Origin of the sequence: Streptosporangium sp. NPDC050284 (assembly GCF_044459525.1) — a bacterium.
In the GTDB taxonomy this organism is placed as follows: Bacteria; Actinomycetota; Actinomycetes; order Streptosporangiales; family Streptosporangiaceae; genus Streptosporangium.
The window spans coordinates 96,159-113,986 of sequence record NZ_JBITIZ010000023.1 but is presented as its reverse complement, the minus strand read 5'-3'; the positions used below and the strand labels follow the sequence as shown (position 1 = coordinate 113,986).

Sequence of the window (17,828 nt, the reverse complement as noted above, 5' to 3'; positions counted from 1 at the left end):
CGGGGGGGGGCTCGTGTGGGGTGCCCCGGTATCCCCCCCCGGCCCGGGGCCGCCCCCCGGCCGGGGGCCGTACCCCCCTGCGGGGGGCGACCGGCCCCCGGCCGGGAAACGATCGCGTCCAGCGAGAACGGCCGCTCCGGCCGGGCGGCGACCGCGCCCGGCAGGAAAACGAAATGAGGGATGCTGCGCTTTCAGCGAAAAGCGCTGACAGCGAACGAACGGAAAACGCGGCTCCCTGCTGGACTATGGTCGCGGGTATTCGTTTATTAGCAAACCTCGGGTTCGGAGTAGGTGGAAGACATGAGCGGTCCCCAGATCGTCCCCGAAGACCAGCTGTATCAGAGGCTGCTGCGCAAGCGGATCGTCGTGCTCGGCAGTGAGGTGAACGACGAGGTCGCCAACCGGATCTGCGGGGAGTTGCTTCTGCTCTCCGCCGACGACGACCGTCGCGACATCTGGCTCTACATCAACTCACCCGGTGGCTCGGTGTCGGCCGGAATGGCCATCTACGACGTGATGCAGTACGTCCCCAACGACGTGGCCACCGTGGGCATGGGCATCGCGGGGTCCATGGGGCAGTTCCTGCTCTGCTCCGGCGCTCCCGGAAAGCGCTACGTCCTGCCGCACGCCAGAGTGATCATGCACCAGCCCTCGGGAGGCCTCGGGGGCACGGCCGCCGACATCGCCATCCAGGCCGAGCAGATGCTCTACACCAAGCAGATGATGCGCGAGCGGATCGCCTTCCACACCGGCCAGTCGCTGGAGCGGATCGAGGAGGACTGGGATCGCGACCGCTGGTTCACCGCCACCGAGGCCAGAGACTACGGCTTCGTCGACCAGGTGATCAAAAACACCAGCGAGGTGGTGTCCGAAGGCTGACCTGCCGTTTCCGAGGGCGATTTCCTCCCGGGGGGTATTTCACTCCGGGAGCGATCGCGCTTTCGGAGTGGTTTCCTGTTGCCTCTCCGCGTATTTCGCATGGAATGGTCTGGCGCCATTTTCGGCCTCGCTCGGAAATGGCGCCACGCGATAAAAACGGTGCCGCGCGATGAATCGTCGCCTTTGGGGTCGTCGAGGGGCCGTCGGCCGGTTTTGCCGCGTCAGTGTCGGCAGAGCAGGCAGCGTACGGCGTGTTCGAGGGACTCCGCGTCGCCGATGGGCGAGGGCCATGGAAGCCGGATCAGCGTCGGGTCGCTGTCGACGCCGCAGCGGACGGTCGCCCCGAAGCGGTCGAGCTCCCAGAGCCAGGCCTCCGGCGCCGGTGCGGCGAGCAGGGAGACGAGCGCGGCCTCCAACTGCCGGCGGTGGGAGCCGTTGATGTGGTGGAGCATGCGCTCGGCGTCGTCCATCAGAGGGTCGGGGGCTGCGCCCAGATACTCCTCGGCGTCCAGCAGGCCTGACTCCGGCCCGGTGAGATAGATCACCCTGCCGACGTCGACGCGGATCAGCCGAGGGCCGTCCATCCCCTCCAGCGTCTCGAACAGGGCCTCGTCCGGGCAGCGTTCGGCGATCGCCACCGCCGTCTCCCTCACCTCGGCCTCGGGCACCGCCTGCGCCCAGCCCTGCACCTTGAGCAGGCCCCGCGAGAGCTCGTGCCCTCCCAGTGAGCGGGTCGACGTCAGATCCACGGTCACCACGGGCTCGTCTCGCACGTCATGGAGCGGATCGCCGGGCAGGACGAGCAGCACGGGTCGCCCGGCGCCGTCCACGCCGCCCCTGGCGGGTGTCGCGGGAGCGTTGGTTCCGGAGACGGACACGTGGGTGGGAGCGGCGGTGGCTGCGAGGGTGCGGACCCGCTCGGGGATCGGCGGAGCGGTGACGGGCTGCATGAACCGGCTCTCCTTGAGGTCGGGGACACTGCTGTGTGTAAGATTAGCCTTGCCTAACTAAGGTAAACCTAACCACAGGGGAGTGAGTATGCGCTACACCGGGCCGAAGGTGCGTCTTTCTCGGAGGGCCGGCGTGCCGCTGACCCGCAAGGCCGTCCGATACTTCGAGGAGCGCCCCTACCCGCCGGGTGAGCACGGTCGCAAGACCAACCGGCGGCAGACCGGTGACTACGGGCTGCGGTTGATGGAGAAGCAGAAGCTCCGCTGGTACTACGACGTCTCCGAGCGGCAGATGCGTCGCTACTGGGACATGGCGCTGCGCGGCACCGGGCGGGCGGGCGCGGAGCTGGTGGTGCTGCTGGAGACGCGCCTCGCCTCTCTCGTCCTGCGCTCAGGCCTCGCCCCGTCCATCTACGCGGCCCGCCAGTACGTCGCCCACGGCCACATCACCGTGGACGGCCGCAAGGTCGACATCCCCAGCTACCTCGTCAAGCCGGGCCAGGTCGTCGCGGTGCGCGAGAGGTCACGCCGGATGCAGCCGTTCGTCGCGGCGTCCGAGGGCGTGTACGCGGATGACCGGACGGCCGCCTACCTCGACGTCGACCACGCCGACCTCCGGTTCACCCTTTTCAGCCGCCCGCTGCGCGAGCAGGTCGTGGTCCCGGTGGACGAGCAGCTCGTGGTGGAGTTCTACTCGCGCTGACCCGGCGCCTATCCGCGCCGCCGGCCCGCCGCCTTCCGGGCGGCGGGCTTTCTCACGCCGCCGTTCGTCGCGCCCTTCGAACCCGAGCCGTTCTTTCCCTCGGAACCGTTCTTCCCCCCGGAGCCTGAACCGTTCCCTCCCCCGGAGTTCGCGCCGTTCTTCCCTGCGGAGCCCGAGTCGCCGTTCGCCGTGCCCTTCGCCCCCGCGGTGCCGTTCATCGGCGCCGGGACCCGGTCCCGCAACTCCCGCACCTCGGCCCGGAGCGAGGCCAGTTCGGCGAGCACGGTCCTGCCCAGTTCCTCGGTCGCCTGTACGGACTCCTCGGCGTGCTCCTCCTCCATCGCGCTGACCACCACCGCGATGAACAGGTTCAGCACCACGAAGGTGCACACCAGCATGAACACCACGAAGAACAGCCACGCCGACGGATGCTCGTCCATCACCTCCCTGGTGATGTCGGACCAGGCGTCCCCGGTCATCATCTGGAACAGGGTGAACAGCGAGGTGGGCAGGTCGCCGAAGTACTCGGGGGCGGTGACGTGGTAGAGCTTCGTGCTCATCACCGCCGCGACGTAGAGCACCAGTGCCAGCAGCAGCACGATCGAGCTCATCCCCGGTAGTGCCGTGAGCAGCGCGGTCACCACCCGGCGCAGGCTGGGCAGCACGGAGATGAGCCGTAGCGCCCGCAGGATGCGCAGCGCGCGCAGCACCGAGAGCCCGCCCGCCGTGGGGAGCAGCGAGACCGCCACGATCACGGTGTCGAAGAGGCTCCACGGGTTGCGGAAGAACCGCCAGCCGTAGGCGTACAGCTTGGCGGCGAGTTCGGCGACGAAGATGTAGAGGGCGAGGTGGTCGACGGCGGCGAGCACCGCGCCGTACGGCTCGGCGAGCGTCGCCGAGGTCTCCAGCCCGAGCGTGACCGCGTTGATCACGATGACGGTGATGATGAACTGCTGGAAACGGTGCGTTTCGAGCAGGCGGCGGAGACGCTCGCGCGGTGGCACGGGGACTCCCGGAAGTCGGAAAGGCCAAGGACAAGCAAAGATCATAACGGACCGGTGAAGACCGAAATCCGCCTTTCGTAAGGCGAGATATCCCAAAATATTTGATCTTTGTGGTACGGGAACGCTCCGTGCCGGGAAGAGGGTGCCGAACCACTGCTTACGGCTCTGCCCCGGTGCCCCGTCCGGCGGGCGGAGGGGCAGGGGGCCGTCCCGTCCGGCGAGCGCGGTGTTCAGTGCGGAGGGCCGTACGGCTCGATCCTCGGGTCCGAGTAGGGGCCGCCGCCCGCCTTCGGGTCGACCCGGCGGGCGGCGGCCTCGCTCACCCGCAGGCCGTACAGGCCCTGGTCGGGGTCGATGAGCACCAGGCCGTAGTCGGTGTCGACGTCATCCTCGGGCAGCTTCAGGTGCCGCATGGCCTGCGCGAGCGTGGCGTCGGGCGGAAGCCGTACGGTGATCAGGAGCATGCACTCACGCTACGCGCCTGGCGCGGCGTCGCAACGAGGCGAGCATCCCGGGGGTGTCGACGACTCCGTAGCCGTAGTCGTGGTCGAACCCGATGTCGCCGTGGTCGTCGGCGGTGCGCCGGAGCAGGGTGCGCAGCTGGGAGGGTGACAGACGGGAGGAGGGCCACAGGGTGCGGATGGCCGCGACGAGCCCGGCGACGACGGGGCACGCAGCCGAGGTGCCCGAGTCGGCCTCGTCGTCGCCGAAGGCCCGCGAGCCGGAGAAGTGGGTGAAGGCGCAGAGATCGGGCTTTCTCGCGGTGAGGCGGCCGGGGCCCTGCGAGGAGTAGCCGACCCGCTCGCCACGGATGTCGACTCCGCCGACCGACAGGACGCGCGGGTGGGAGTTGGCGCCCGTGATCGGTCGGTTGGCGTACGCGCACCGGCCGTCGGGGCAGTCGCGCCCGCAGTTTCCCGCGGCGAACAGCACGTCGGCGCCCGCCCGCTCCAGGCTGGAGACGATCAGGTTGAACGGGTGGGCGGGGTTGTCGGAGTAGTTGCCGGGATGGCCTGCGGGGAAGTCCCAGGTGGGGGAGAAGGAGCCCCAGCTGTTGGTGACGACGAGGGAGCGTGAGGCCGCGGGCTGGTCTTCGAGGACGGTGCGCAGGTGGGCGAAGGCGGCGACCGCGTCCGACAGCAGGCCGTCCAGCGCCGAGCCGCCCGGACGCCGGGAGAGCAGCACGGGCACGTCGATCAGCGACGCCCTCGGGGCGGCGATGAGCGCGTCGAAGGCGCACATCGTGCCGTGGTCGACGGGGAACTCGCCCGCCTCGCCCCGCACCCCCGACGGCTTCCAGCTGCGCTGGGCGTCGAGGGCCACGCCGCGGTCGAGCTGCCGGGCCACGTGCGCGGCGTTGATGCCGCTGTCGAGCACCGCGAGCGCGACGCCCGAGCCGTCGAGGCCCTCGCGCGCCAGCTCGGGGACGTGGAGCAGCCGCTCCACGTCGCGCCAGTCGCCCACCGGTGGCGTTCCGCCGCAGGTGAGGCTCCGCTGGATCATCGGGTCGGCGAAGACCCCAACCACGTCGGGACGCAGCGAGGGCAGCAGGGTGATCCGGGTGGAGATCTCGTCGTCGGAGATCTCCCCGCGGACCAGGACGGAGGCCTCGTCGTCGGCGAAGGAGAACGTGAGCGGCTGGTTGAGCGAGAGGGGATCGCCCCCGGCGAGGGGGACCGGGCGGGGAGCGACGACAGGGGTGAAGGAGGGGTCCACGACGACCCCGGGCAACGCGTCGGCGACGTCGGCCGCCGTCGTGCTCACCGAGGGGTCGGCCACGGCCGCCACGACGTCGGGGGATGGACGGAGCTGGAGCAGGACCCGCATGTGCACCACCGGGACTTGAGAGGATCGGGTTCCACCACGTTCCTGCATCCGCCTCGATCGCGTCCAGCCGTTGAAACCACCCCTTATCTGGCCTCATGGCAGGTAACCCACACAAACGACAGGGATGGATTTCCTTCCCTGCGCGGGTGCCGGTGACTAGCGTTGGGCGGCATGACCGCAGAGGCGGAGACGACTCCACCCCCCACCCCAGATGTCCGGCACACCCACTGGCTGAGCACACGGCCCAGACTGATCGTCGCCAGTGGGTTCATGCTCTTCCTGGAGCTGGCCCTGATCCGGTGGACCGGATCGAACATCGTTCATCTGAGTTATTTCACCAACTTCGTCCTGTTGGGATCCTTTCTCGGTATCGGACTCGGCTTCCTCCGGGTAGGACGCACCACCCGGCAGCCGTACTACTCGCCGATCGTGCTCGCCGTCCTGGTGCTGGTCGTGTGGCTCTTCCCGGTCACCGTGGACCGCCAGACCGAGGGGGTCCTGTACTGGACGAGCCTGAGCGAGAGCGGGCCGCCCGCCTGGCTGATCCTGCCGGTGATCTTCGCCGCGGCGGCGATCGTGCTGATGGGCCCGGCCGAGCTGGTCGGGCGGTGCTTCCCCGAGCTGGAACGGCTGGAGGCCTACCGCTACGACCTGATCGGCAGCCTCGGCGGCATCGCGCTGTTCACCGCGCTGTCGTTCCTCAGCGCGCCCCCGGTGGTGTGGGGGGTGATCGCCGCGGTCGCCTACGCGGTGCTGCTCTGGCCCCGCAAGGTCTGGGCCCGCGCGGCGCTGCTCGTGCCGTCGCTCATCGTCGTCGGGGTCCTCGCGACGGAGTCGCTGACGGCCGGGGCGCTGTGGTCGCCCTACTACAAGGTGACCTACGTGCGCGGCTACTGGAACGACGTGCCGCTGATGGACATCAAGGTCAACGGCATCCCGCACCAGCAGGCCAGCCCGGCCAAGAGCCGCCTGGAGTGGGAACGCCAGTACGCCCTGCCGTACGAGCGCGCGACCTCGGGCAAGCTGGACGACGTGCTGATCGTGGGCGCGGGCAGCGGCACCGACGTGTCGATCGCGCTGTCGAAGGGCGCCAAGCGCGTGGACGCCGTGGAGATCGACCCCAAACTGCTCGAACTCGGCCGCTCCTACCACCCCGACAGTCCGTACAGCGACCCCCGCGTCACCGCCCACGTCACCGACGGCCGCGCCTTCCTGGAACGGACCTCCGACAAGTACGACCTCATCCTCTTCGCGCTGCCCGACTCGCTCACCCTGGTGTCCGGGGCGAGTTCGCTGCGGCTGGAGAGCTACCTGTTCACCCAGCAGGCGATGGAGGCGGCGAGGGACCACCTCAAGCCGGGCGGCACCTTCTCGATGTACAACTACTACCGTGAGACCTGGCTGGTGGACCGCCTCGGCTCCACCATGCAGGCCGCCTTCGGCCACAAGCCCTGCGTCGACATCGTCAGCGAGACCGGCCAGCAGGCGGTGATCACCGCGGGGCTCACCGCCGAGGCGCAGCGCTGCGACTCCGAATGGGCGGGGGCGAAGGCCGACACCCCGCCGCCGAGTGGTGACGACCGGCCCTTCCTCTACCTGAAGGACCGGACGATCCCGCAGATCTACATCATCACCCTCGGCCTGATCCTCATCGTCAGCCTGCTCGCCGTCCGCGCCGTCGCCGGTCCCTACCGGCGGATGCGCCCGTACGCCGACCTCTTCCTGCTCGGGGTGGCGTTCCTGCTGCTGGAGACGAAGAGCGTGACCGGGTTCGCGCTGCTGTTCGGCACCACCTGGGTGGTGAACGCGATCGTGTTCGGAGGGGTGCTGGTCGCCGTGCTCGCCGCGGTGGAGGTGACCCGCCGCTTCAGGGTGCCGTCCCTGCCCGTGATGTACGGCGTGCTGCTCGCGGGGCTGGTCCTCGCCTGGCTGGTGCCCAACTCGTGGCTGCTGAGCCTGCCGCTGCCGGTGCGCGCGGTGGCGGCCGTGGTCGTGGCGTTCCTGCCGATCTTCGCGGCCAACGTGGTGTTCGCCAAGCGCTTCGCCGACTCCGCGGACGCCACCGTGTCCTTCGGCGCGAACCTGCTGGGCGCGATGGTCGGAGGTTGCCTGGAGTATCTGGCGCTGGTCATCGGCTACCAGGCACTGCTGATCGTGGCGGGCCTGGTCTATCTGGGGGCCTTCGTCCTGCTGCCCAGGACCGCGAGGGGCGTCGGAGCGGCCAAGGTCGGCTGAGCCCGGCCGGCTCCGGGGGAAAAACGTGTGGCCCGTCCTCCTTCGCGGAGGGCGGGCCACATACGTGCGGGGTGGTCGGCGACGAAGCCGGTCACGTGGGGCGGTCAGAACCCGCAGAGCTCGTCCAGGGACGCGGCCTCGCCCTTGCCGTTCGGGGTGGGCGTCTGGCTCGGCTTGGCCACCGCCGTCCTGGAGGGCTTGGGTGTGGCGGTGGGCGTCGATCCGCTCGCACCGCTCGTGCCGGGGGAGGCCGTCGCGGCGAGGGGGCGGCGGGCGGGCTGCAGTGACTGGCGCAGCGTCCTGGCGGTCGCGGCACGGATCTTCTGCCAGTCGGGGGAGCCGGTGTAGAACTCCGGCGGCACGAACTGGAGGCTCACGATCCTCGCGTCCTTGACCTTCAGCCCCAGCTCGGTGATGTGCTCAAGCAACTCGCGAGGGATGTCGGTCTTGGCCATCTTCTTGGCCACGTTCGCGATCTTGACGAAGTTGGTGAGCACGACCGACGGGGTGGCCTGCTGGGTGAAGGCGCCGATGACGCAGCGCTGGCGGGCCATCCGGGAGAAGTCGTCGCTGCCGACGCGGGAGCGCCCGTACCAGAGGGCCTCCTCGCCGGTGAGCTTCCGGTATCCGGCCTTGATGGTCCCCGCGGTGCCGTAGAGGCCGCCCCAGGGGACGTCGCTCTCCACCCTGATCCTGAGACCGCCGATGGCGTCCACCAGGTGGGCGAAACCGAACATGTTGACCAGGGCGTAGTAGTCGATCTTCAGGTTGAGCGTGTAGCCGATCGCGTCCATGAGGGCCCGAGGGCCTCGATGGCCGTCCTTGACGTCGGGCATGAGCTCGGGGTGGTCCTCGGCGTACTGCCAGACCTCGTTGAGCAGGCCCCCGTTGGGCAGCTCGCGCATGAACCCGTCGGGGAACCGCTTGCCGAGCGGGGTGTTCGGCGGGAAGCGGACGTGCTGGAGGTTGCGAGGGAGACTGAACATGGCGGTGTTGCCGGTCGCGACGTGCACGCTGGCCATGGTCATGCTGTCGGTCCGCACGCCCTCCCGGTTTCCGGCGCCGTCGCCGCCGACGAGCAGGAAGTTCACCCGCTTGCGCCCGCCCCACGGGTCCTCGTGCTTGACGGGAGCCGCCGTGGGGTTGGCCGAGGCGCTCTCGAAGATGCTGTTGGCCGCGTCCTTGACGGTCAGCACGGTGCTCGCGGTCAATGCGAACGGCGCCATCACCGACACGCACAGCACGCCGACCGCGACACCCGACACGATCTGTCCCCTGCCGCTGAGCCGGTCGGGCCCGAGGGAGACGTAGGAGAAGAGCACCAGCAGGAACCAGGCGATCGCGCCGACGATGGCGAGGACCGCTCCGGTCATCAGCGTGCTGTCGCGGGCGACGAAGCCCGCGTTTCCCTCACCGCTGAGGACGAGCGCGCCGACCAGGGCGGCGAGCAACAGCGCGCCGAAGATCGTGAGGAGGATGTACCCGGTGCGGCGGTGGCCCGCCCGCAGGTGCGCCGCGCCGGGGAGGAGCGCCGACAACGCGGTCCAGCCGATGAGCGCGCCGACCGTCATCGGCTTGGCGAACCGCGGCCGCTTCCCGGGCGGCCCGGGAGGGGCAGGGGGACCGGGGGGCGGTCCTCCGCTCTGGCCAGGTCCCCCGCTCTGGCCCGGTCCTCCACCCTGGCCCGGTCCTCCGGGACGGCTCGGCCCTCCGGTCTGGGCTGCTCCCTGAGGCTGAGCCGGCCCCGCGGTCCGGTCGGGCCGCGGGGCCGCTCCGGCCTGCGAGGGAGAGGCCGCCTCGGTCTCGGGCGTACCCCGGGAAGGAAGGGATTCCTGCGCGTTGTGCGTGGCCTGCCCGTCGCGTACGACATTCGGGTGAAGCGTCTCCTGCCCGTCGCGTACGTCGTGGGGGGAGGGTGCCTTCGGCCCGTTGTGCGCGCCCTGAGGGGAGCGCGCCTCCTGCCCGTCGGTGGCGCCCCGTACGCCGGGCCGGGTCTGCGGGGGTGTTCCCCGCCCGTCCGGCACGCTCTGGACCTGGCCGGGAGCCGTCCGGAGCCCGCTCGCGTCCCTGGAGGGGGGCGCGCTCTGCCCGGAGGGAGCGCCCTGGGCCTGTGGCGTGCCGGGTGGAGCGGAGGGGGACTGCGTCTCGGCCGGCCCCTGCGCGCCGCCACGACCCGCACCTTGGCCGCCGCCGCGGCCCGCACCCTGGCCACCGCTGCGGCGCCGGGGGCGCCGTTTCCCGTTCCCACTGTCGCCGGCGAGATCCCCCGAGTCTTGCCCAAGGCGCATCGTCACATCGCTTCCTACTACGTCTTGCCCCGGTCTACCTGGCAAAACAGCCAAGGTTCCCCGATTGAACGGAATTTGCCAGGATTCTAGTCCCCATACCTGGACATGACAGACAGATAGCTAATCTGTGGTGAATGATCGTTTAAGTCGTGATGTTATCTAAGACGTCGCCGAAGACGGCGCCAACCAGGTGTTGCACTGGAACGTCTTGTTCTTCTCGTAGCCCTGACGGAACCACCGATGGTTGTTCGCCGGGGAGCCGTGGTCACGGGGGTAGCCGGGCCAGTCGCCCACGCGGGAGTAGAAGTAGTAGAGGGTGTTGCGCCGGGCGGGGGTCACCGGATAGCTGGCCGAGACCGAGCGCATGAACATCGCGCCGAAGCAGGTCGCCTGGAGCTCGAACCGGCGGCTGAGCGCGAGCCTTCCGCTCTGACCGCTGGAGCGGAGCGACCTCTGCCACCAGGTGTTGGACAACCCCGACAGATGCTGCACGTGGTGCCCGTACTCGTGCGCCATCATGCTGACGACCCCGCCGTGCCAGTCGGTGATGGAGCCGTACCCGCCGGAGTTGCCGACCCCTCGCACCATCGCCCTGGTCGAGGCGTAGATGGTGGTGTTGCGCGGGCAGTAGTAGGGCACCATGCTGCCCGGCGAGGGGAAGTCGCCGCAGGCGCCGCGGCCCTTCGTCGCGGTGAGGGAGTAGCCGGGCGGACGCCAGTCCATGCCCTGCTCGCGCATGATCTGGGACCAGCCCTTGTCCATGCACTTGGAGGTCTTGAGGATCAGTGCCTTGAGCTGACTGTGGCTGTAGATGCTGGCCGATCCCGCCGGGCAGTTCACCCTGGGAAGCCCTCCGGCCCGGTAGAGCGTGTTCTTCTCCAAGCTGGTGTTGAGCGCCCGCGCCCTGGTCGGGGGCGTGACCGTGTCCTTTGAGGCGTCGGAGGAGGTCGTCGTCCGCCTCGGCTCGCTGGAGGCGGACCGCGCGGGCTTCGCGGTGGGCCTGCCGTCCAGGGAGGTGGGCGGCGACGAGATCGCGACCGGCGAGACCGAATCCGAGCGGCGGCTGTTCTTGGCCACCGCGCCCATCACCACGAGCCCGAGGAAGACCAGCGCGAACACGCCGAGGAACCCGCCGACGATCGCTCCGGCGCCGCTGGAACGAGAGCGCTGCGGCTGCCACTGCGGCGGCGGGTAGGCGTGCCGCTGCCGGAGGTCCGGTGGTGGCGGGGCCGGATGGCCGTATGGCGGTGGTGGCGGGGCCGGATGACCGTACGGCGATGGTGGCTGGGGTGGATGACCGTACGGCGGTTGTGGCGGTGGGGCCGGATGGCCGTATGGCGTCTGACCCCCGGGCAGTGTGGGCATATGCCGGTATCCCTGTGCCGGCGGCGGCTGCTGCGGGCGCGCCGGCGGGGGCGGGAACCGGGGCGGATATCCGGAGGGCGGTGGCTGGGGGTGGCCCTGGGGCGGGCTCGGCTGACGGGAGGCGGGGGGATACCCGTAGCCGGGAGGGAATCCCTGTCCTGGCGGCGACGCCGGGTGGCTCCCGTGCCCCGGCGGCGACGCTGGATGGTTTCCCTGTCCCGGTGGTGCCGGTGCGTATCCGGCCTGTCCCGACGGTGGTGCCGGCGGATATCCGGCTTGTCCCGACGGATATCCGGCCTCTCCCGGAGGCGGTACCGGAGGGTTTCCCTGTCCCGGCGAGGGGTGCCCCTGCTCCGGGTACGTGGGCAGGATGAGCGTATGCGGATAGCCCTGCCCCGGCGGCGACGGGTGTCCCTGCCCCGGCGACGCCGAACGGCCTCCCTGTCCCGGTTGCTGCTGCGGATACCCCGGCGGTGGCGGCTGGGGGTGGCCGTGAGCCGCCCACACGGGTGGCTCCTGAGGTGGTTGCCCCCGAGGTGGAGGGGGCGGTGGAGGATGTTGTCCGTTGCCTGTCACGCTGTCTCCCCGTTAACCCGAGCGTCCGATATGAGCTACAGGTCCGGACTTTTGCCGAATTTGGGGCGTAAGCATACTGATTTATCATCCGTCACGGATGTCGCTGCATTCGATTACATTCCGAAATCATCCGAGGTGATCTCCGCTATGTACCGGACCGATCCAGGGCCCGTGACCTAGCTTCAAACCATGAATCTGCAGCAGCTCCGCTATGTGGTCGCGACGGCGGAGCATCGCACCATGACCGACGCGGCCAGGTCGCTGTACATCGCACAACCTGCCCTTTCCCGTGCGATCAGGGATTTGGAACGAGAACTCGGGATGACGTTGTTCGCACGTTCCGGACGTGGCGTGGTCGTCACGGCACAGGGACGCCGGGTGGTCAAGCTGGCCCGGGAGGCACTCGACGCCGTCCGCGAGATCGAGTCACTGTCCACGCACGGCCACGCGTCCGAGGCGGAGCTCCGCATCGCCTCGATACCCAGCCTCGAACCGGGGCTGGCAGGACGCCTCCTCCCCGCGTACACCGCGGAACATCCCGGGGTACGCATTCACATCGTCCGCTGTGACGGGCGGGACGGCGTGGTGAGCGCCATCAGGGACCAACGGGCCGATCTCGGCCTGACGGACCTGCCCGTCCCCACCGATCTGGTCAGCCACCCGCTGGAGCGCCAGGAGATCGTGCTGATCTCCCCGCCCGGCGTGGACCTGCCCGACCCGGTGCCGATGAGGAGACTCAACGGCATGCGGCTGGTGCTGCCGGTTCCCGGCAGTTCCCGGCGCAGGGAGTTCGACGCGCTCTTCGCCAAGCACGGTGTGGTCCCCGTGGTGGCGACGCAGCTCGACGAGCGCGGCAACTGGCTGAGCACCGTCCGTTCGGGTACGGCCTCGATGCTCTGGTACCGGGGAATGGCCGAGCAGGCCTCCCGCGCCGGGCTCGTGGTCCGCACCCTCGATCCCTCGGTCCGCCGGGTGATCGCCATCGTTCACGCGCGACGGCGGCTGCCCGCCATCGCCCAGGAGTTCCTGTCCGTGGCCGAAAGTGGGTCGGCCGCGTAAGGACCCTGTGGTTCGTTGGTTTTCCCAGATTTCCCCCAGAGGCGGCGCAGGTGGGAGCGCCGTCCTCTCCGACACCGGGGCTATAGGCTCGGTCTCGATGACTATCCTGCGCCTGCGTGGCCGTGAGTTCCGGCCCGGCGAGTTCGCGATCATGGCGGTGGTCAACCGCACCCCCGACTCCTTCTTCGACAGGGGAAGGACGTACGGCTTCGCGGCGGCCCTGGAGGCGGTGGACGGTGCCGTCGCGGGAGGCGCGGACATCGTCGACATCGGCGGTGTGAAGGCGGGTCCCGGCGACGAGGTCGATCCCGCCGAGGAGATCCGCCGGGTGGCCGACCTGGTCGCCGAGGTCAGGCGCCGTCATCCCCGGCTCATCGTCAGCGTCGACACCTGGCGCGCCGAGGTCGCCGAGGTCGTCGCCGAGGCGGGCGCGGACCTTCTCAACGACACCTGGGGCGGGGTGGACCCTGAGCTGGCAGGAGTCGCCGCCAGGCACGGCATCGGCCTGGTCTGCGCACACGCCGGGCGCGTGACCCCGCGCACCCGCCCGCACCGCATCGCCTACGCCGACGTGGTCGCCGACGTCATCGGCTACACCGTCGACCTCGCGGAGCGCGCCGTCGCCGCGGGGGTGCACAGGGAGTCGATCCTCATCGACCCGGCGCACGACTTCGGCAAGAACACCTGGCACTCCCTGGAGGTCAGCCGCCGCCTGGACGAGATGGTCGCCACCGGCTGGCCGGTGCTCGTCGCGGTCTCCAACAAGGACTTCGTCGGAGAGACCCTCGGCGGCCTGCCGGTGGACGAACGCCATGCCGGGACCATGGCCACGCTGGCGGTCTCCGCCTGGCAGGGCGCCCGGGTCTTCCGCGTCCACGACGCCGCCTCCGCCCGCGCCGCCCTGGCCACCGTCGAAAGACTGCGCCGGTGACGCCGGTGGATCAGGAATAGATGACGGAGAGGAAGCGGATCAGGATCGCCTCTCGCCGATCGGCGGGAAGGGCGTCGAGAACCGCGTTGACCACGGCCATCTCCGGCTGCCCGGAGCCGCCCAGGTCCACCCCGACCGCGGACGCCAGCTCACCGAAGGCGGCGTCGTCGAGCGCGTCCAGATCCAGGCCCGCCACCAGCTCCACCAGCCCTTCCGGCAGCTTGGCGGGACCCCGCTCTCGCGCGGCCTCCACGGCTTCCGCGATCACTTCCAGCATCGCCTCGACGCCTCGCAGTGTCACCCCGGTCACCGTGATGTGGATGTTGGCCGGGATGCCCGCGTAGGACAGCTGCGGCTGCAGGAACCACCCGCGCCTCCTCGCCTCGTCCGACAGCACGAACACGTCCACCCCGTCACCGTCGGAGTCACCGCCGGAGTCCCCGCCGGAGTCCCCGCCGGAGTCTCCGTCGGAGCCGAAGGCGACGAGCGCCGACTCCGGGTCACCGAGCACCCGCAGCCCGGGGATCTTCGCGATGCCCGCGCGGAGCTCGCGGGCCGCCGCCAGGGTGGTGCGGCCGAGCTCCAGGTAGCCCTCCCTGCCGAGGGCCTGAAGGGTGGCCCACGCGCCGCCCAGCGGGCCCGCGGACTTCGAACTCTGCACGGTGGCGTTGATCACCGTGTAGCCGGGCCACGACGCCGAGGCGAAGTACGCCCGCCGTCTCATCGCCGGGTCGGCGAACAGCACGACCGAGGCGCCCTTGGGGGCGTAGCCGAACTTGTGCAGGTCGCACGAGAGCGAGGTGACCCCGGGTACCGACAGGTCGAAGGGCGGGATGTCCGCCCCGGCCTCGCGCAGCCACGGCAGCAGCCACCCGCCCACGCAGGCGTCCACGTGGCACGGCACGCCACGCGCGGCGGCGATTCCGGCGATCCGGGCGACCGGGTCGATCACGCCCTGCGGGTAGGACGGAGCCGAGGCGACCACCAGGACGGTGTCCTCGGTGATCGCGGCCTCGACGTCGGAGGGGGAGGCGCGGAAGGTCACCGGGTCCACCGGCACGGCGTCCACCACGAGCCCCAGGTAGTGCGCGGCCTTGTGGAAGGCCGGGTGCGCGGTCACCGGGACCGCCATCCGGGGGCGCCCTTCGGTCTTCCGCGCGTCCCGCGCCGCCTTCACCGCCAGCATGATCGACTCGGTGCCGCCGCTGGTGAAGATGCCCGACCCACCACCGAGCAGATCGGCGACCGCGCCGACGACCTGTTTCTCCATCTCCACCACGCTGGGGAAGGCCGTCGGGTCGAGGGTGTTGACCTCCAGCATCTCGAAGTAGGCCCTGGCGGCGGCCTCGTGCACCTCGGGCCGCCCGGTGTCGTAGACGTACGCGGTCACCTTGCCGCCGCGCACCGGCAGGTCCTCCCGCTTGAGGCGGGTGATCTCGGCCAGCAGTTCCTCGGTGCTGCGGCCCTTGTCAGGCAGGCTCATCGCTCTCCTCGGGGGTACGGCTCGCGCGGGCCGGAAGGGAGCGGCCCGCGAGGGCCGCCGGGAAAATGCCAGCATCACACGAATCGACCCGTGCGGGGGATACGACGGAGGCCCGTCGCCCGGCCAAGCGGGTGATCCAACGGCCTCGTTAACGGCCTCGCTCAGGACAGCGGAAGCCGTACGACCGCGCGAAGACCCGGGGAGGCGCCCTCCAGATGGACCGCGCCGCCGTGGGCGTGGACCGTCTCGCGCACGATGGCCAGGCCCAGTCCGGCTCCGCCCTCGTCGCGGCTGCGCGAGCTGTCCAGCCGGGTGAACCGGTCGAACACCCGCTCCCGGTCGGCCTCGGGGATGCCCGGCCCGTCGTCGGTGACGGTCAGCACCGCGTCGGCCCCCTCGGTCCGCAGCTCGACCACCACGGGGGCGAAGGTGTGCCGCAGCGCATTGTCGACCAGGTTGACCAGCACCCGGCCCAGGTCCAGCGCGTCCCCGGTGACCGTGATCGACCTGCTCTCCACCGCGCCGCCGGCGTCGCGGGACCCGTTCTCCGACGTGCTGGCGACGCCGCCGGACACGCCCTCGGTCGCGTCGACGACCGCGCCGCCGACCGGGGCGGGGCCGCTCTCCCGCGCGCCGTCCGGTTCGCCGATGATCCTCACCGTGACGGCCTCGCCGTACCGCTCGACGGTCTGCGGGACGAGCTGGTCCAGCTCCACCGGCTCCCCCCGCGCGGGCGTGCCGCCGCGCTCGTCCAGGCGGGCGAGTGAGAGCAGGTCCTCGGCCAGCCGGGACAGGCGCATGGTGTCCTCGAGCACGCCCTCGGCCGTCTCCCGCCAGTCCTGCCCCTCGGGGTGGCCGAGAGCCACCTCCAACTGGAGCCGGATGCTCGCCAGCGGGCTGCGCAGCTCGTGCGCCGCGTCCGAGACCAGGGCCCGCTGCCGGATGCCCGCCTTCTCCAGCCGGGCCAGCATCGCGTTCAGCGTCGTGGCCAGGCTGTGCACCTCGTCGCGTGCCTCGGGCACCGGCAGGCGACGCGAGCGGGCGGTGTCGGTGATCTCGTCCGCACCCCGGCGCAGCGCGGCGATCGGCCTCAGGGTTCCGCCGATGATCACCCAGCTCGCCGCCGCGAGGAGGACCAGCAGTAGCGGCGTGCCGACGATCAGCACGTTTCCCGCCGTGGAGATGCTGGTCTGCACCTCGCTGAAGGAACGCGCCGCGATCACCGTCTGCCCCCGGTCGGCGCTGAGCACCCGGACGCGGAGCAGGTGCGGGATGCCGTACGGCTTGCCGTCCAGGAACCGTGCCTCGCCCTCGCCGATCGCCGCCGCCCGCTGTTCCGCGTCCAGCAGCGGCACCAGCCTGTCGGTGCCGGTGGTCGTGTGGGTGATCCGCCCCGCGCCGTCGATCACCTGCAGGAGAGTGCCGTCCGGCGAGGTCATCTCGTCGGGCAGCCGTCCGGCGTCGGCGAGCGAGACCGTGTCCCTGGCCCGCTGGTAGATCGACTCGTCGATGGTGCCCCGCAGCGCGTTGCCGAGCACGGTGATCATCACGTAGGCCGAGACCACCAGCGCCACCGCCAGCACGGCCGAGGCGACCGCCGTCAGCCGGAAGCGCAGGCTCTTGCGCCGCCACCGGCCGACCGCACGCCCTCCTCCGTGCGCGCCCGTGCCGGTGGGGGAACCCGCGCCCGTGCCGGTGAGGGAACCCGTGCCCGCCTTGGCGGGTGGGTCCCCGAAATCCCGGTGGGCCGGATCAGCCGCCATCGCCGGCCAGCCGGTATCCCGCTCCCCGTACCGTCTGCAGCGCGTTCCGGGAGAACGGCACGTCGATCTTGCGCCGCAGGTAGCCGACGTAGACCTCCACCACGTTGGGATCGGTGTCGAAGGTGTCCCAGACATGCTCCAGGATCTCCGTCTTGGAGACCACCTCGTCGTGGTGGCGGAGCAGGAACTCCAGCAGCGCGAACTCCCTGGGCGTCAGCTCCACCGGCGTCTCACCCCTGGCGACGCGCCGCCGCGCCGGGTCGAGCTCCAGATCCCCGGCCCTCAGCACGGCCGGGCGCCGGCTCGCCCCGCGCCGCAGCAGCGCCCTCAGCCTGGCCACCAGCACCACGTACGAGAACGGCTTGGTCAGGTAGTCGTCGGCGCCGAGGTCGAGCCCGTCGGCCATGTCGTACTCGCCGTCCTTGGCCGACAGCATGAGGATCGGAACCCAGTTCTCCTCGGCCCGCAGCTGCTTGCAGACGTTGTAGCCGGAGATCCTGGGCAGCATGATGTCCAGCACCACGACGTCGTAGTCGCCGTGCCTCGCCTGGTGCAGACCCTCCTCCCCGTCGTGCGCGAGGTCGACCACGAACCCCTCGGCCTGCAGGCCACGCCGCAGGGCGGCGGCCATCCTCCGCTCGTCCTCGACGACGAGAACCCGCATGACTGCCCCTTTCACCGTCTCGACGTGCCCATCCTCGACCACCCCGCCTGAGAGGCGGCTGAGAAGCCTGTGAGGCCTCTCAGTCTGTCTCAGCTTCGGCA

Annotated in this window: 14 protein-coding genes; 5 read left to right on the top strand and 9 right to left on the bottom strand. The window is 70.5% G+C overall.

Annotated features, from left to right (window positions below; translation table 11 throughout):
* Positions 1-300 precede the first annotated feature (300 nt).
* Positions 301-879 (top strand): ATP-dependent Clp protease proteolytic subunit, encoded by a 579-nt coding sequence (locus ACIBH4_RS35880; protein ID WP_362505994.1) that lies wholly within the window; start codon positions 301-303, stop codon positions 877-879.
* A gap of 221 nt (positions 880-1,100) precedes the next feature.
* Here the strand turns inward: ACIBH4_RS35880 and ACIBH4_RS35875 are convergent, their stop codons facing one another.
* Complete coding sequence (locus ACIBH4_RS35875; RefSeq protein ID WP_362505998.1) at positions 1,101-1,829, bottom strand: DUF2470 domain-containing protein; 729 nt, start codon at positions 1,827-1,829, stop codon at positions 1,101-1,103.
* Positions 1,830-1,917: 88 nt separating this feature from the next.
* Between ACIBH4_RS35875 and rpsD the strand changes: the two genes are divergently transcribed.
* On the top strand, positions 1,918-2,532 hold the full coding sequence (gene rpsD / locus ACIBH4_RS35870; RefSeq protein ID WP_362506001.1) for a 30S ribosomal protein S4: 615 nt from the start codon (positions 1,918-1,920) through the stop codon (positions 2,530-2,532).
* An 8-nt stretch (positions 2,533-2,540) separates the two neighbouring features.
* On the opposite strand, the gene ACIBH4_RS35865 is transcribed toward rpsD, so the two are convergent.
* The 3 genes from ACIBH4_RS35865 to ACIBH4_RS35855 form a co-directional block, all read right to left on the bottom strand.
* Positions 2,541-3,536 (bottom strand): ion transporter, encoded by a 996-nt coding sequence (locus ACIBH4_RS35865; protein WP_362506004.1) that lies wholly within the window; start codon positions 3,534-3,536, stop codon positions 2,541-2,543.
* A 230-nt stretch (positions 3,537-3,766) separates the two neighbouring features.
* Entirely contained in the window at positions 3,767-4,000 is a 234-nt protein-coding gene (locus ACIBH4_RS35860; RefSeq protein ID WP_362767969.1) for a hypothetical protein, read from the bottom strand.
* A 4-nt stretch (positions 4,001-4,004) separates the two neighbouring features.
* The gene (locus ACIBH4_RS35855) at positions 4,005-5,363 is read right to left on the bottom strand and encodes a S8 family serine peptidase (protein ID WP_362506326.1); all 1,359 of its coding nucleotides are present in this window, start codon (positions 5,361-5,363) and stop codon (positions 4,005-4,007) included.
* A gap of 171 nt (positions 5,364-5,534) precedes the next feature.
* Here ACIBH4_RS35855 and ACIBH4_RS35850 point away from each other — a divergent pair, with 171 nt between their 5' ends.
* Complete coding sequence (locus ACIBH4_RS35850; RefSeq protein WP_362506010.1) at positions 5,535-7,598, top strand: spermidine synthase; 2,064 nt, start codon at positions 5,535-5,537, stop codon at positions 7,596-7,598.
* A 104-nt stretch (positions 7,599-7,702) separates the two neighbouring features.
* Here the strand turns inward: ACIBH4_RS35850 and ACIBH4_RS35845 are convergent, their stop codons facing one another.
* Positions 7,703-9,886 carry an LCP family protein gene (locus ACIBH4_RS35845; protein WP_362768063.1) on the bottom strand — a complete coding sequence of 728 codons (2,184 nt, stop codon included), beginning with the start codon at positions 9,884-9,886 and terminating at the stop codon, positions 7,703-7,705.
* A gap of 159 nt (positions 9,887-10,045) precedes the next feature.
* A complete protein-coding gene (locus ACIBH4_RS35840; RefSeq protein WP_362767971.1) occupies positions 10,046-11,251 on the bottom strand; it encodes a neutral zinc metallopeptidase in 1,206 nt (401 codons plus the stop codon).
* 765 nt (positions 11,252-12,016) lie between these two features.
* Between ACIBH4_RS35840 and ACIBH4_RS35835 the strand changes: the two genes are divergently transcribed.
* Complete coding sequence (locus ACIBH4_RS35835) at positions 12,017-12,886, top strand: LysR family transcriptional regulator (RefSeq protein ID WP_362506016.1); 870 nt, start codon at positions 12,017-12,019, stop codon at positions 12,884-12,886.
* Positions 12,887-12,983: 97 nt separating this feature from the next.
* Positions 12,984-13,817 (top strand): dihydropteroate synthase, encoded by an 834-nt coding sequence (gene folP / locus ACIBH4_RS35830; RefSeq protein WP_362506019.1) that lies wholly within the window; start codon positions 12,984-12,986, stop codon positions 13,815-13,817.
* 10 nt (positions 13,818-13,827) lie between these two features.
* Here folP and ACIBH4_RS35825 read toward each other — a convergent pair whose 3' ends face one another.
* The 3 genes from ACIBH4_RS35825 to ACIBH4_RS35815 form a co-directional block, all read right to left on the bottom strand.
* Positions 13,828-15,300 (bottom strand): aspartate aminotransferase family protein, encoded by a 1,473-nt coding sequence (locus ACIBH4_RS35825; RefSeq protein WP_362767974.1) that lies wholly within the window; start codon positions 15,298-15,300, stop codon positions 13,828-13,830.
* Positions 15,301-15,461: 161 nt separating this feature from the next.
* Entirely contained in the window at positions 15,462-17,063 is a 1,602-nt protein-coding gene (locus tag ACIBH4_RS35820; RefSeq protein WP_362767977.1) for a HAMP domain-containing sensor histidine kinase, read from the bottom strand.
* Positions 17,053-17,727, bottom strand: coding sequence for a response regulator transcription factor (locus ACIBH4_RS35815; RefSeq protein ID WP_362506028.1), 675 nt, complete (start codon positions 17,725-17,727; stop codon positions 17,053-17,055). The genes ACIBH4_RS35820 and ACIBH4_RS35815 overlap by 11 nt, the downstream gene beginning before the upstream one ends.
* Positions 17,728-17,828: the final 101 nt, after the last annotated feature.